Source organism: Paramagnetospirillum caucaseum (assembly GCF_000342045.1).
GTDB lineage: Bacteria > Pseudomonadota > Alphaproteobacteria > Rhodospirillales > Magnetospirillaceae > Phaeospirillum > Phaeospirillum caucaseum.
The window spans coordinates 1-12,966 of record NZ_AONQ01000002.1; the positions used below are offsets into that span (position 1 = coordinate 1).

The following is a 12,966-nucleotide window of genomic DNA, read 5'->3' on the forward strand; positions in this document are numbered from 1 at the left end:
TCGACGGGATTGACCGCCTCGGTTCCACGGCGGATCTCGAAATGCAATTGCGGCGAGGTGACCGAACCGCTGGCGCCCACGGTGGCGATGGCCTGGCCGCGTCTGACCTGATCGCCGCGCTTGACCATCAGCTTCTCGTTATGGGCATAGGCGGTCATCCAGTTGTCGGCATGCTTGACCAGCAGCAGGTTGCCGAATCCCTTCAACTCGTTGCCCACATAGGCCACCACGCCGTTCTCGGCGGCGCGCACCGCCGTTCCCTTGGCGGCCACGATGTTGATGCCGTCGTTGTGCTGGCCCTTGCCGGGCAGCGGGCCGAACTCGGCCACCACCTCGCCCTTGACCGGCCACAGGAAGCTGGACCCGGCCCGGGCCGGCGGCGCGGCGGGTACCGCCATCGCCGGGGGCGGCGGCGGCACCGGGGACGGCGCCTGGACATAGGCGGGCGGCGGGTCGGACCGGGAGGCCGGGGCGGCCCGGCCCTCGCCTGCCGGCGCATTGGGCGAGGCCACCACGATGGAGCCGGTATTGCCCGGCGCCGCCGGGTTCACGGCCACCCGCCCGGCGGGAGCGTCAATGCCCTTGGCGCCGGGAATGGTCAGACGCTCGCCCACATGCAGCACATAGGGCGCCCGCTTGCCGTTGGTGGCGGCCAGGGTGTTGAAGTCCACCTTGAAGCGACGCGCCAGCACCGACAGGGTATCACCTTTCTGCACCACATGGCTCGAACCGACGCCCGGCAGGCGCAGCACCGTGCCGGGCTGCAACTGGTAGGGCGGCTGCAGGCTGTTGGCCTCGATCAGGTCGCGGACCGCCAGGGAATAACGCCGGGCGATGCCGTAGACGGTATCGCCGGCATAGACGGTCACCGTGGCCGGCCGCTGTACCTGCAGCGGGCCGTCGCCGCCGCGCGACACCGGCACCCGCGAGTCGTAGCCGGGCGAGCATGCCGCCAGCAAAGCGGCAAGGCCGAGAACCATAACCAGATGATGTGGCGCATGCCTCATACCCGCACTATAAGCGCGGGAGACAGGCTCGGCAATCATTCACAAGCCATTTATTCTTCCGGCATTCCCTCGACCAGCGGCACGAAGCGCACCGGCAGGAAGGGCTGGATGTCGATGCCGCGGTCGGTCCTGGTGATCCGCACCAGTTCCTGGTCGATGCCGCCCACGTCGCCGAGCGGCAGCACCATGATGCCGTCGGGCTTCAACTGCTCCACCAAAGCGGGGGGGATGTCGGGGGCGGCGGCGGTGACCATGATGCGGTCGAAGGGCGCCTGTTCGGGCCAGCCGCGCGAACCATCGCCGGCCCGGCAGGTGATGTTGTGCAGGCGCAGGTGCCTGAAGCGGGCCTCGGCCTCGGCCAGCAGCGGCTTGTGACGCTCGACGGAATAGAGGCGGCGGCACAGCTTGGCCAGGATGGCCGCCTGATAGCCGGACCCCGTCCCCACTTCCAGCACCTTCATGCGCTCGCCCACCTCGAGCGCCTGGCTCATCAGGCCGACCACCAGGGGCTGGCTGATGGTCTGGGCGCAGGCGATGGGCAGGGCGGTGTTCTCGTAGGCCTGGTCGAGGAAGGGCTCGGCGACGAACAGGGCGCGGGGGATGCGCTCGATGGCCGACAGCACGCGGGTATCGGCAACCCCCATCCGCCGCAACTCCATCAGCAGCCGGATGACGCGGGGTTCGGCCTTCTTCATCAGAAGGCGGACTCCAGCGCCGCCATGTCGCCCCGGTGGGTGAGGTCGAAACACAGCGGCGTCACCGAAATGGCGCCACGGCAGACGGCCTCGATATCGGTGCCGGGGGTCGAGCGTTCCTCGGCCCGCTGGGCGCCGATCCACACATAGGGTTCACCGCGCGGGTCCTGGCGCTCCATGATGTCGTCGCCGATCTTGCGCTTGCCCTGGCGGGTGATCTCCACGCCGCTCACCGACGCGGCGATCACGTCGGGGAAGTTGATGTTGATCAGCACGTTGCGGCTCCAGCCCTTGGCCAGCAGGCGGCGGATGATGCCGGGTGCCCAATGCTCGGCGGTCCCCCACTTCACCGGATGGGGATGGGAGACGTATTGGGAGAGCGCGATGGCGGGAATCCCCAGGATGGTGCCCTCCATGGCCGCCGCCACCGTGCCGGAATAGGTGACGTCCTCGCCCAGATTGGCGCCCCGGTTGATGCCCGACAGCACCAGATCGGGCTTTCGGCCGTTCATCACATGGTTGACGCCCAGCAGCACCGCATCCGTGGGAGTGCCGTCCACGGCGTAGCGGCGGCTTGACACCTTCCTCACCCGCAGGGGGCGGCGGATGGTCAGCGAATGGCCGGCCGCGCTCTGCTCGGTTTCCGGCGCCACCACCCAGACGTCCCTGGACAGCGTCCGGGCGATGCGTTCCAGCACCTTGATGCCCGGGGCAAGGATGCCGTCGTCGTTGGAGATCAGGATGCGCAAGCCCGAGGGGTCGGAAACCGGTTCGAACATCTTAAGAAATGACCTCCAGCCCACCCATATAGGGGCGCAGGGCCTCGGGCACCTGGATGGTGCCGTCTTCCAACTGGTAGTTCTCCATCACGGCGATCAGGGTGCGGCCCACGGCGAGGCCCGAGCCGTTCAGGGTGTGGACGAAGCGGGTGCCCTTCTCGCTCTCGGGGCGGAAGCGGGCCTTCATGCGCCGCGCCTGGAAGTCGCCGCAGTTCGAGCACGACGAAATCTCGCGGTAGCGCTGCTGGCCCGGCAGCCAGACCTCGATGTCGTAGGTCTTCTGGGCGGAAAAGCCCATGTCGCCGGTGCACAGCACGATGGTGCGATAGGCCAGCCCCAGACGCTGCAGCACCGTCTCGGCGCATTTGGTCATGCGCTCGTGCTCCTCGTCCGAGCTGTCCGGATGGGCGATGGAGACCATTTCCACCTTGTGGAACTGGTGCTGGCGGATCATGCCGCGGGTATCCTTGCCCGCCGCCCCGGCTTCCGAGCGGAAACAGGGAGTCAGCGCCGTCATGCGGATGGGAAGCGCCTTGTCGTCGAGAATTTCGTCGCCGACCAGATTGGTCAGCGGCACCTCGGCGGTGGGGATCAGCCAATGGCCGGTATTGGTCTTGAACAGGTCCTCGCCGAACTTGGGCAGCTGGCCGGTGCCGAAGGCAGCGCCGTCCTTGACCATCAGCGGCGGGTCCATCTCGGTATAGCCGTGCTCGCCGGTCTGCAGGTCGAGCATGAACTGGCCGATGGCGCGCTGCAGCCGGGCCAGCGGGCCTTTCAGCACCACGAAACGGGCACCCGACAGCTTGGCGGCGCCGTCGAAATCCATCAGTCCCAGTCTGGCGCCGATGGAATCGTGGTCCAGCGGGGGGAAGGCGAATTCCTTGGGCGTGCCCCACTTGCGCAGTTCGACATTATGCTCCTCGTCGGGGCCGTCCGGCACGTCCGATGCGGGCAGATTGGGGATGGAGGCCAGGATGGCCTCGATCTCGGCGCCCAGCGCCTTGTCCTCTTCCTCGGCCGCCGGCATGCGCTCCTTCAGCGCCGCCACCTCGTCCATCAACCCTTGCGCGTCGCCGCCCTGCTTCTTGAGGGCACCGATCTGCTTGGAGGCGTCGTTGCGCCGCGCCTGCATCTCCTGGAAGGCGGTTTGCGCCGCGCGGCGGCGCGTGTCCAGCTCCAGGATGGCGGCGGCCCTGGGCTCCAGGCCCCGGCGGGCGAGGCCTGCATCGAATCCGTCCGGATTGTCGCGAATGGACTTCAGGTCATGCATGGGGAAAACTTCCGGTTACGCGTTGAAATCGGTCTCGTCGGGGGTGTCATCGCCGTCGTCATCCTGGCCCTCGTCCCGCTTCTTCTCGGCCCAGCGGGCGGAGAAGATGGAAATCTCGTAGAGCCCGACCATGGGGATGGCCAGGGAGAGCTGGCTGACCACGTCGGGCGGGGTGACGATGGCGGCGAAGACGAAATTGCCGACGATGGCGAAGCGGCGCTTCTCGGCCAATCCTTGGGCGGTGACCAGCCCGACCCGGGCCAGCAGGGTCAGCAGCACCGGCATCTGGAAGGCCAGCCCGAAGGCGAAGATCAGGGTCATGATCAGCGACAGCGATTCGTTGACCTTGGCCTCCATCTGGATGGGCAGGGTGCTGGGACCGCCGATCAGGTTCTCGAAACCCAGCAGGTAGGTATAGAGATTGGGCAGCACCAGATAATAGACCATGGCGGCGCCCAGGGCGAACAGGATGGGCGTCGCCGCCAGAAAGGGCAGGAAGGCCTGCTTCTCGTGCTTGTAGAGGCCGGGCGCCACGAAGGCCCACAATTGCCCCGCCCAGATGGGAAAGCACAGCGCGGCGCCGGCGAAGGCCGACACCTTCATGAAGGTGAAGAACGCCTCGGTCGGCGCGGTGTAGATCAGCCGGCGGTTGCCGCCCTTGGCCAGGGCCGCCTTGGAATAGGGCTCCAGCAGGAATTCGTAGATCTCGTTGGAGAAGTAGTAGCAAACCCCGAACGCCACGATGAACGAGACGGCCGACCAGATCAGCCGCCGGCGCAGCTCGATCAGATGCTCGAGCAGCGGCATGGTCTTGTCGTCGTGGGACTCGCTCAAGATGCTTCCTCTAGGGTTCCGGCGGACGGCTCGGGGCCTCGGCGGGCTTGATCTCTTCGGGGACCGGGTCGCTGACCGGGGCCAAAGCCGGCGGAGCCGGTTCGGAAACCGAGGCAAGCACCGGCGGCGCCACGTCCTCTCCACCCTTCAGGTCGAGGACGGGAAGCTCCATGGCCTTGGCCATCTCGCCGGTGGGGTCGATGGCCTTGTCAACTTCCTGGCGCAGCAGGTTGACGTCGGAAACCTTGGACACCTGCTTCTTCAACTCGTCCAGTTCGGATTCGCGTACCATGTCGTCGATACCGCGATGAAACTCCGAGGCCATTTCCCGCGCCTTGCGGGTCCAACGCCCCATCTGGCGCAGAACCACCGGCAGATCCTTTGGTCCGATGACGATCAGGCTGATCACCGCGATCAGCGCCATCTCGTCCCAGCCGATGTCGAACATGCGGCGTTCCGCCCCTTGGCTTAAGGCTTGGGAGCGGAATCGGGGGCGGCGGCCGGCTTGGCGGCCTGGGCTTCCGTAACCTGGGACGGGGGCACCTGGGGCTGGGGAGCGGCGGCGGCCTGGGCCTGCTGCTCGTCCTCGTCCTTCAAGCCGTGCTTGAAGGCCTTCACGCCCTTGGCCATGTCGCCCATCAGCTTCGGAATCTTGTTGGCGCCGAACAGCAGCAGCACGATGACCAGAACGATGAGCCAATGACCGATACTCATGCTACCCATGCCACAACACTCCTCGTACGTCACATTGCCGCCGAATCCGGCCGGCGGCGGATCATCGCAAAAGAATAGGAACACCGCAATGGCGGGATTGCCTAGGAACCCGGCTTGCGGCTGGGTTTCGAGAGGATGAACACCGCCCCCGCCGTGCAGGTGGCGCCCATGGTGACCATGGCCCACCAGGGGGCCTCGGTGAAGCCCGTCACGTAGACGATGCTGACCACCATGCTGCCCAGGGCGAAGACCTTGGCGTAGAGGGGAATCACCCGGTTGATCTCCCAGTCGCGCAAGGGCGGCCCGAACACCGGATGGTGGAACAGCCAGGCGTGGAAACGGTCGGAAGACTTGGCGAAACACCACAGCGCCACCAGCATGAACGGGGTGGTCGGCATCACCGGCAGCACGGCGCCGACCACGCCCAGGCCGACGAAGGCCCAGCCGAAGATGATCAGCGCGATCTTGCGGCCCTTGTCCAAGCTCCCCTACTCCCCGATGCCCAGCAAGCTCTCGTCGTCGAGCAGATCCAACTGGGGCTCGTCCTCCTCGGCGGTGTCCACCAGCCGCGTATCCTCGGCGGCGCGGTTGCCGTAGGCGCCGGCGGCGGCCCTGGCATCCAGCAGGCCGGCGGCCTCCAGTTCCTTGACGCCGGGCAGGTCGCTTAAGGATTCCAGGCCGAAATGATCGAGGAAGCCGTCGGAGGTCGCCCAGGTCAGCGGCCGGCCCGGCGTGCGCCGGCGGCCCTTGGGCCTGATCCAGCCGGCGGCGAACAGGATGTCGATGGTGCCCTTGGACAGGGCGACGCCGCGGATTTCCTCGATCTCGGCCCGCGTCACCGGCTGGTGGTAGGCGATGATCGCCAGGGTCTCGATGGCGGCGCGCGACAGCCGGCGTTCCTGGGTGCGCTCCACCTTCAGGGATTCGGCCAGATCGGCGGCGGTGCGGAAGGCCCAGCCATCGCCGCGCCGCACCAGAGTGAAGCCGCGCGCCGCGTAATGGGTCTCCAGTTCCGCCAGCAGTTGAGGGATATCGGCGCCCTCGGGCAGGCGCTCGGCGATGGCCCGCTCCGAAACCGGCTCGGCGGAGGCGAAGATCAGCGCCTCGACGATGCGTAAGCTTTGCGGGTCGATGGTCATTCCTCCCTCCCCTCGCCCTGGCCGGCCCGGATGTAGATGGGCGAATAGGCGGCACCGTCCTGGCGCAGCACCAGCTTGCCCTGCTTGGCCAGTTCCAGGGCGGCGACGAAGGTGGAGGCCACCGCCGATTTCATCTTCAATTCGTCGCCCTCGATGGCCGGAAGATAGGCCATCAGCACCGACCAGTCGGGCAGGCTGCCGATGCCCAGCATGGCCTCCAGCCGGGCCAGGGCATGCTCCACCGACCACAGATCGGGGGCCTCGACGGTGAGCGTCCGCACCGAATTGCGCACCACGTGGTCGGCATAGGCCTTGAGCAGGTCGTAGAGATCGAGATCGAAGATGGAGCGGCTGATCACCTCGATATCCTCGGGCGCGCCCCGGGCGAAGACATCGCGGTTCAGCAGGCGACGGGTAAACAGATGCGCCCCGGCCTTCTGCATGGCCTCCAGCCGCTGGAGACGGAAGGCCAGGGCGGCGGCCATCTCGGCCGGCGACAATTCCTCGCCGGGATCGGGCTCCGGCTCGGGCAGCAGCAGGCGGCTCTTGAGATAGGCCAGCCACGCCGCCATCACCAGATATTCGGCGGCGAGATCGATCTGCTCGCGCCCGACCTTCTGAACGAAATAAAGGTATTGGTCGGCGAGCTTCAGAATCGAGATCTTGGCCAGATCGACCTTCTGGTCCCGCGCCAGCTGCAGCAGGACGTCCAGCGGGCCTTCCCAGCCGTCGAGGTCGAGCAGCAGCCGTTCGGCCGGGGCGCGGCCGGGACGGTCGTCATCTTCAAAGGTAAAGGGCAGCCCGCCACTCACGGCCCCAGGACCTCGACCAGGAAGCGGCCGATGGTATCCACCGGACCCTGGACCAACCAGCGGAAGACATCGAGATCCATGCCGATCTGGCGGCCCAACAGGGGAAACAGGAACAAGGCGGCGATGAGGATCAGCATCCCGGCCTTTTCCAGACGTGCCAGATGCCAGGCCAGAAAGCGCGGCAGAATGCCCACCGCCACCCGGCCGCCGTCCAGGGGCGGAATAGGGATCATGTTGAACACCGCCAGCAACAGGTTGAAATAGATGGCGTTGTCCAGGTTGAGGAAGTACCAGCCGCGCACCGCCTCGGGTATGACGGGGACCAGACGCACCGCCAGCACCGCCAGGACGGCGAGACCGAGGTTCATGGCCGGACCGGCGGCGGCGACGATCACCATATCGCGGCGGGGATGGCGCAGGCGGTTGAAATTGACCGGTACCGGCTTGGCCCAGCCGAACATCACGCCGCCGATGGCCAGCAGCAGGCCGGGCAGGATGATGGTGCCGAACGGGTCGATGTGGCGCAGCGGATTGAGCGAGATGCGGCCCTGGCGCTGGGCGGTGTCGTCGCCGCAGGCCAGGGCGGCATAGCCGTGGGCCGCCTCGTGCAGGGTGACGGCGAAGATCAGCGGGATCGCCCAGATGGTGATGCCGAACAGCAGCCCACCCAGATCGCCCATCATGGGGACCAGCCGAGGAGACTTTTGACCCGTTCCTCGGCCGCCTTGCGGTCAAAGGGCGTCCGCTGGCGTTTCTGCGCCAGACCATGGGCTACCCGCACCTCGGCCGCCGCGCTCAAGGCGCGCAGTTCGGAAGCGATGGCCGTCATCTCCGCCATGTCGCCGTTACAGTGAAGCACCACGTCGCAACCCGCCTCCAGACTGGCGCGGGTGCGGTCCTCGAAACTGCCGCCCAACGCCTTCATGGACAGATCGTCGGAAATGAGCAGGCCGTCGAAACCGATGGCGCCGCGAATCACCTTGTCGATCACCACCCTGGAGGTGGTGGCGGGATGGGCCGCGTCAAGGGCGGCATAGACCACATGGGCGGTCATGGCCCAGGGGGCGTGGCGATAGGCGTGGAAGGGCGGGAAGTCCTGCATCTCCAGTTCGGCCAGCGGCGTCTCCACCACCGGCAGGTCGAGATGGCTGTCCACCATGGCGCGGCCGTGGCCGGGAATGTGCTTGATCACCGGCAGCACGCCCTCGTCCAGCAGGCCGTCGATCACCGCGCCGGCCAGGGAGATCACCGATTCGGCGGTACGGCCATAGGCGCGGTCGCCGATGACGTCATGGGCGCCGGGAATGGGCACGTCCAGCACCGGGGCGCAATCCACGTCGATGCCCAGATCGGCCAGTTCGGCGCCGATCAGGCGGAAATTGAGGCGCAGAGCTTGGCGGGCGGCGTCGGGGTCGCGGGCGGCCAGGGCGGCGAAGGGCTCGCCCGGCGGCGCGCTTCGCCAGTGGGGCGGCTTCAGGCGCTGCACCCTGCCCCCCTCCTGGTCGATCAGCACCGGCGCGTCGGGGCGGCCCACCGTCTCGCGCAAGGATTGGACCAGCGCCCTGACCTGGGCCGGGTCGGCGACATTGCGGGCGAACAGGATGAAGCCCAGCGGATCGGTCCGCCGGAAGAAGTCGCGTTCCGCCCCGGTCAGGACCAGGCCGGAACAGCCGAAAATGGCGGCGGCGGGGGGAGTCTTAGCGGCGGGCAACGATGCACCCCTGGGACCGGGCGGTAAGTTCGGCGCAGAGCTGGCGGGCGGCCTGTTCCGACAGGGGCGCGGCGCGCACCCGCCAGAAGGTGCCCTTGCCTTCCAGTTCGACGCGGACGATATCGGGCTTCAGCGCCCCCAGCAGGTCGGCATTGGCCTTCTGGATGCGGGTCCATTCCTTGTCGGCCTGATCGGCGGCGCGCACCGCCCCCAGTTGCACCACGAACTCGCCGGAAGCCGGGGCCTTGGCCGCGGCGACCGGGGCCGGAGCGGGCGGCGGAGTCGTGCGCGGCGCCTGGGCCACCACGGCGGGGGCCATGTGCTCAGGCTGGGCGGGCGCGGCGGCGGCCCGCTCCTGCACCGGCTGGTAGGCCGGGGGAATGGGCGCATGGGCCGGCGGGATGGGCGAGGCCTCCATGGGCTGGGCCGCCACCTTGGCCTGGGGCGCGGTCTTGGGGGCCGGCGGCTCGCCGGGCTTGGCCGGAATGGGGGCCGGGCGCTGGGCCACGGGAGCGGGCGGCGGCGGCTCGGCCGACAGCGGCGGCACGGAAATGGTCTTGGGCGGCGCCTTGGCGGATTCGGGCTGGGGCATCAGGCGCTCCACCTTGGGCTCGCCCTCCCCGGCCGAATCCATGCGCTCGTAGACCAGCTTGTCCTGGTTGGGCACCTGCATGCCGCCCCGGTCGTCGGGGCGGGTCTTGATGGGGCGGTCGTCGGCCTTGATCACCGGCACGCCCAGCCCGCCGCCCTTGCGGCCGCCGACGAAATGCAGGCCGGCGGCGACGATGGCGCCTACCGCGATCACCGCGCCGCCGATCAGCACCCAGCTGCGCAGGCGATGGCCGGCCCGGGCCTGATGGGAATCGGCGTCGGCGTCGTAACGCTCAGGGATAATGTCCAGCAGGTCGCGTTCGTAATCGTCGCCGGGACGTTTGGCCATGTCAGCGCATCTCCCCTGTTCAGCGCATCTCTTCCACGGGCGTGACACCGAAGATGCCAAGACCCGAGGCGATCACCCCCACCACCGCGCGCAGCAGGCCCAGGCGGGCCAGCGACAGTTCGCGGTCGTCCTCGATCAGGAAGCGCAGCCTCGTCTCGTCCTTGCCCTTGTTCCACAGCCCGTGGAAGGCGGCGGCCAGATCGTAGAGGTAGAACGCGACGCGGTGCGGCTCGTGGGCCTCGGCGGCGCTTTCCACCAAGCGCGGCCAGCCGGCCAGCAGCCTGATCAAACCAAGCTCGGCCGGGTCGGTCAAGCGGGCCAGCACCTGCACGCCGGGAACCGGCCCCACCGCCTCGGGCCACATGCCGGCGGCGTGGCGCATCACCGAGTGGCAACGGGCATGGGCGTACTGGACGTAGAACACCGGATTGTCCCGGCTCTGCTCCAGCACCTTGTCCAGGTCGAAGTCCAGATGGGCGTCGTTCTTGCGGGTCAGCATGATGAAGCGGACCACATCCTTGCCCACCGCCTCGACCAGATCGCGGAGCGTGACGAAGGTGCCGGCCCGCTTGCTCATCTTGTAGGGCTGGCCGCCCTTCAAGAGGTTGACCATCTGGCACAGCTTGACGTCGAGATCGCCGCCGCCCTCGCTCACCGCCTTGACTGCCGCCTGCATGCGCTTGACATAGCCGCCATGGTCGGCGCCCCACACGTCGATCATCGAGCCGAAACCGCGCCGGTACTTGTCCAGGTGGTAGGCGATGTCCGAAGCGAAATAGGTCCACGACCCATCCGACTTGCGCAACGGACGGTCCACGTCGTCGCCGAATTGGGTGGCCTTGAACAGGGTCTGCGGCCGCGCCTCCCAATCGTCGGGCAGCTTGCCCTTGGGGGGCTCCAGCACGCCTTCGTAGATCAGCCCCTTGGCCGACAGGTAATCCAGCGAATCCTGGACCTTGCCGGCCTCGACCAGCCCACGCTCGGAGACGAACACGTCGTGCTTGACCCCCAGTCCGGCCAGATCGTCCTTGATCATCTCCAGCATGGCGTCGACGGCGAAGCCGCGCAGCTCGGGCAGCCACTCGTCTTCGGGCTTGTCCTTGAGCGCCGGGCCGTACTTCTTCGCCAGGGCCTCGCCAGCCGGCTTGAGGTATTCGCCGGGATAGAGGCCCTCGGGGATCTCACCGATCGCCTCGCCTAGGGCTTCGCGGTAGCGCAGGAAGGCCGAGCGGGCCAGCACGTCCACCTGGGAACCGGCATCGTTGACGTAGTACTCGCGGGTCACGTCGTAGCCGGCCTTGACCAGCAGCGAGGCCAGGGCGTCGCCGAACACCGCGCCGCGGGCGTGGCCGATATGCATGGGGCCGGTGGGATTGGCCGAGACGTATTCCACGTTGACCTTGGCCCCCTTGCCCATGTCCGACTGGCCATAGGAAACCCCGGCGTCCAGTACCTCGGCCAGACGGTCGAACCAGAAGGCATCCGACAGGCGCAGGTTGATGAAGCCGGGACCGGCCACCTCCACCTCGGATACCGCCGGATGGGCGCGCAAGGCGACGGCGATCTTCTCGGCCAGGTCGCGGGGCTTGATGCCCGCCGCCTTGGTCAGCACCATGGCGGCATTGGTGGCCACGTCGCCGTGGCTGGTCTCGCGCGGCGGCTCGGCGGTGACCTTGGAGGTGTCGAGGCCGGGAGCGATGGCTTCAACAGATTTGATGATTTCTTCGCGGAAGTATTTGAACAGGTTCATTTTTCTCAAGGCTTCTCTTGCAGGTCGAACAGCCGGCGATGTTCGTCGAGCGCAAAGCGGTCGGTCATGCCGGCGATGTAATCGGCCACCACGCGGGCGGTCTTGGCGGTGCCCTTGCCGTCGGCCAGCCGCCGCCATTCGGGGGGCAGACATTCGGGCTCGGCGAACAGCAGGCGGAACAGGTCCTTCACCACGCGGCGTCCCTTGCTGGTCATGCGGTTGACGCTGAAGTGGCGGTACATGTTGGTGAACAGGAACTGGCGCAGCGCCGCGTCGTTGGCGCGCATCTCGGCGGAAAACGACGCCAGCGGCCGGCCGAGGCCGCGCACCTCGTCGGCGCTCTGGGGCTTCAGTTCCTCGATGCGGCGTTTCGTTTCCTCGATGAGGTCGAAGATCATGATGCCGATCATCCGCCGCACCACCTCGTGGATGTGAAGCGAGGGGTCGGCGTCGGGATATTCCCTGGCCACCTGATGGAACAGCGGCCCGACCAGGGGCACGTCCCGGAGGTCGGCGATGGTGAACAGCCCGGCCCGCAACCCGTCGTCGATGTCGTGGTTGTTGTAGGCGATATCGTCGGACAGGGCCGCCACCTGGGCCTCCATGCCGGCAAAGCTGTCCAGGCGCAGGTCGTGCAACTGGGCGTATTCGGCGATGGCCCCGGGCAGCACCCGGCCGGGCTTGACCGCCAGGGGGCCGGTCAGCGGGCCGTTGTGCTTGACCAGGCCTTCCAGGGTCTCCCAGGTGAGATTGAGGCCCTCGAACTCCACATAGCGGCGTTCCAGCTTGGTGACGATGCGCAAGGACTGGGCATTGTGGTCGAAGCCGCCGTACTCGGCCAACACCTCCTGCAACGCGTCCTCGCCCGCATGGCCGAAAGGCGTATGGCCCAGATCGTGGGCCAGGGCCAGGGCCTCGGCCAGATCCTCGTCCAGGCCCAGCACCCGGGCGATGGAGCGCGCGATCTGCGACACCTCCAGGGAATGGGTCAGCCGCGTGCGGAAATTGTCGCCCTCGTGATAGACGAACACCTGGGTCTTGTATTGCAGGCGGCGGAAGGCGGCGGAATGGATGATGCGGTCGCGGTCGCGCTGGAACGGCGAGCGGGTCGGGCTGTCCGCCTCCTCATGCAGGCGGCCACGCGATTCCTCGGGCCGGCAGGCATAGGGCGCCAGGGTATGAAAGCGGGACTCGGTCATGTCCGGGACACTACCGCCCAAGCCGGGGGAACGCAACTGCCGGGCGGATGGAAGCGTCGAGGCTTGAATTCGGTATCGGAATACCTAAATTGCGGTAACGATGCTTCCCCCGGGGT

The 12,966-nt window shown here is 67.6% G+C and carries 15 protein-coding genes; all 15 read right to left on the minus strand.

Annotated features, from left to right (window positions below; all coding sequences use genetic code 11):
• A partial coding sequence (locus H261_RS00805) for a M23 family metallopeptidase (RefSeq protein WP_008613232.1) occupies positions 1-980 on the minus strand: 980 nt, incomplete at its 3' end.
• A gap of 77 nt (positions 981-1,057) precedes the next feature.
• Positions 1,058-1,702, minus strand: coding sequence for a protein-L-isoaspartate(D-aspartate) O-methyltransferase (locus H261_RS00810; protein WP_008613240.1), 645 nt, complete (start codon positions 1,700-1,702; stop codon positions 1,058-1,060).
• Positions 1,702-2,481, minus strand: a complete 780-nt coding sequence (surE, locus tag H261_RS00815) for a 5'/3'-nucleotidase SurE (RefSeq protein WP_008613242.1) — start codon at positions 2,479-2,481, stop codon at positions 1,702-1,704. Before surE ends, H261_RS00810 begins: the two co-directional genes overlap by 1 nt.
• A gap of 1 nt (position 2,482) precedes the next feature.
• The gene (gene serS / locus H261_RS00820; protein ID WP_008613244.1) at positions 2,483-3,751 is read right to left on the minus strand and encodes a serine--tRNA ligase; all 1,269 of its coding nucleotides are present in this window, start codon (positions 3,749-3,751) and stop codon (positions 2,483-2,485) included.
• A 15-nt stretch (positions 3,752-3,766) separates the two neighbouring features.
• The gene (gene tatC / locus H261_RS00825) at positions 3,767-4,585 is read right to left on the minus strand and encodes a twin-arginine translocase subunit TatC (protein WP_008613247.1); all 819 of its coding nucleotides are present in this window, start codon (positions 4,583-4,585) and stop codon (positions 3,767-3,769) included.
• Between the two features lie 10 nt (positions 4,586-4,595).
• Positions 4,596-5,033: a Sec-independent protein translocase protein TatB gene (tatB, locus tag H261_RS00830; protein ID WP_008613250.1), complete on the minus strand. Its 438-nt coding sequence runs from the start codon at positions 5,031-5,033 to the stop codon at positions 4,596-4,598.
• A gap of 20 nt (positions 5,034-5,053) precedes the next feature.
• Entirely contained in the window at positions 5,054-5,308 is a 255-nt protein-coding gene (locus H261_RS00835; protein WP_040475559.1) for a twin-arginine translocase TatA/TatE family subunit, read from the minus strand.
• 92 nt (positions 5,309-5,400) lie between these two features.
• Positions 5,401-5,781, minus strand: a complete 381-nt coding sequence (locus H261_RS00840) for a YbaN family protein (RefSeq protein ID WP_008613254.1) — start codon at positions 5,779-5,781, stop codon at positions 5,401-5,403.
• Positions 5,782-5,787: 6 nt separating this feature from the next.
• Complete coding sequence (gene scpB, locus H261_RS00845) at positions 5,788-6,438, minus strand: SMC-Scp complex subunit ScpB (protein WP_008613256.1); 651 nt, start codon at positions 6,436-6,438, stop codon at positions 5,788-5,790.
• Positions 6,435-7,250, minus strand: coding sequence for a segregation and condensation protein A (locus H261_RS00850; protein ID WP_008613257.1), 816 nt, complete (start codon positions 7,248-7,250; stop codon positions 6,435-6,437). Before H261_RS00850 ends, scpB begins: the two co-directional genes overlap by 4 nt.
• A complete protein-coding gene (locus H261_RS00855) occupies positions 7,247-7,933 on the minus strand; it encodes a site-2 protease family protein (RefSeq protein WP_008613258.1) in 687 nt (228 codons plus the stop codon). Before H261_RS00855 ends, H261_RS00850 begins: the two co-directional genes overlap by 4 nt.
• Positions 7,930-8,961, minus strand: coding sequence for a beta-N-acetylhexosaminidase (gene nagZ, locus H261_RS00860; protein WP_008613259.1), 1,032 nt, complete (start codon positions 8,959-8,961; stop codon positions 7,930-7,932). The genes H261_RS00855 and nagZ overlap by 4 nt, the downstream gene beginning before the upstream one ends.
• The gene (locus H261_RS00865; protein WP_008613260.1) at positions 8,948-9,901 is read right to left on the minus strand and encodes an SPOR domain-containing protein; all 954 of its coding nucleotides are present in this window, start codon (positions 9,899-9,901) and stop codon (positions 8,948-8,950) included. Before H261_RS00865 ends, nagZ begins: the two co-directional genes overlap by 14 nt.
• A gap of 19 nt (positions 9,902-9,920) precedes the next feature.
• Positions 9,921-11,651 carry an arginine--tRNA ligase gene (gene argS / locus H261_RS00870; RefSeq protein WP_008613261.1) on the minus strand — a complete coding sequence of 577 codons (1,731 nt, stop codon included), beginning with the start codon at positions 11,649-11,651 and terminating at the stop codon, positions 9,921-9,923.
• A gap of 5 nt (positions 11,652-11,656) precedes the next feature.
• Positions 11,657-12,850 carry a deoxyguanosinetriphosphate triphosphohydrolase gene (locus tag H261_RS00875; protein ID WP_008613262.1) on the minus strand — a complete coding sequence of 398 codons (1,194 nt, stop codon included), beginning with the start codon at positions 12,848-12,850 and terminating at the stop codon, positions 11,657-11,659.
• Positions 12,851-12,966 lie beyond the last annotated feature (116 nt).

What these genes read in the sequence shown, in the direction of transcription:
- H261_RS00810 (WP_008613240.1), bottom strand. Translation starts at nt 1,702, where the DNA reads ATGAAGAAGGCCGAACCCCGCGTCATCCGGCTGCTGATGGAGTTGCGG.
- surE (WP_008613242.1), bottom strand. Translation starts at nt 2,481, where the DNA reads ATGTTCGAACCGGTTTCCGACCCCTCGGGCTTGCGCATCCTGATCTCC.
- serS (WP_008613244.1), bottom strand. Translation starts at nt 3,751, where the DNA reads ATGCATGACCTGAAGTCCATTCGCGACAATCCGGACGGATTCGATGCA.
- tatB (WP_008613250.1), bottom strand. Translation starts at nt 5,033, where the DNA reads ATGTTCGACATCGGCTGGGACGAGATGGCGCTGATCGCGGTGATCAGC.
- H261_RS00835 (WP_040475559.1), bottom strand. Translation starts at nt 5,308, where the DNA reads ATGGGTAGCATGAGTATCGGTCATTGGCTCATCGTTCTGGTCATCGTG.
- scpB (WP_008613256.1), bottom strand. Translation starts at nt 6,438, where the DNA reads ATGACCATCGACCCGCAAAGCTTACGCATCGTCGAGGCGCTGATCTTC.
- H261_RS00855 (WP_008613258.1), bottom strand. Translation starts at nt 7,933, where the DNA reads ATGATGGGCGATCTGGGTGGGCTGCTGTTCGGCATCACCATCTGGGCG.
- H261_RS00865 (WP_008613260.1), bottom strand. Translation starts at nt 9,901, where the DNA reads ATGGCCAAACGTCCCGGCGACGATTACGAACGCGACCTGCTGGACATT.
- argS (WP_008613261.1), bottom strand. Translation starts at nt 11,651, where the DNA reads ATGAACCTGTTCAAATACTTCCGCGAAGAAATCATCAAATCTGTTGAA.
- H261_RS00875 (WP_008613262.1), bottom strand. Translation starts at nt 12,850, where the DNA reads ATGACCGAGTCCCGCTTTCATACCCTGGCGCCCTATGCCTGCCGGCCC.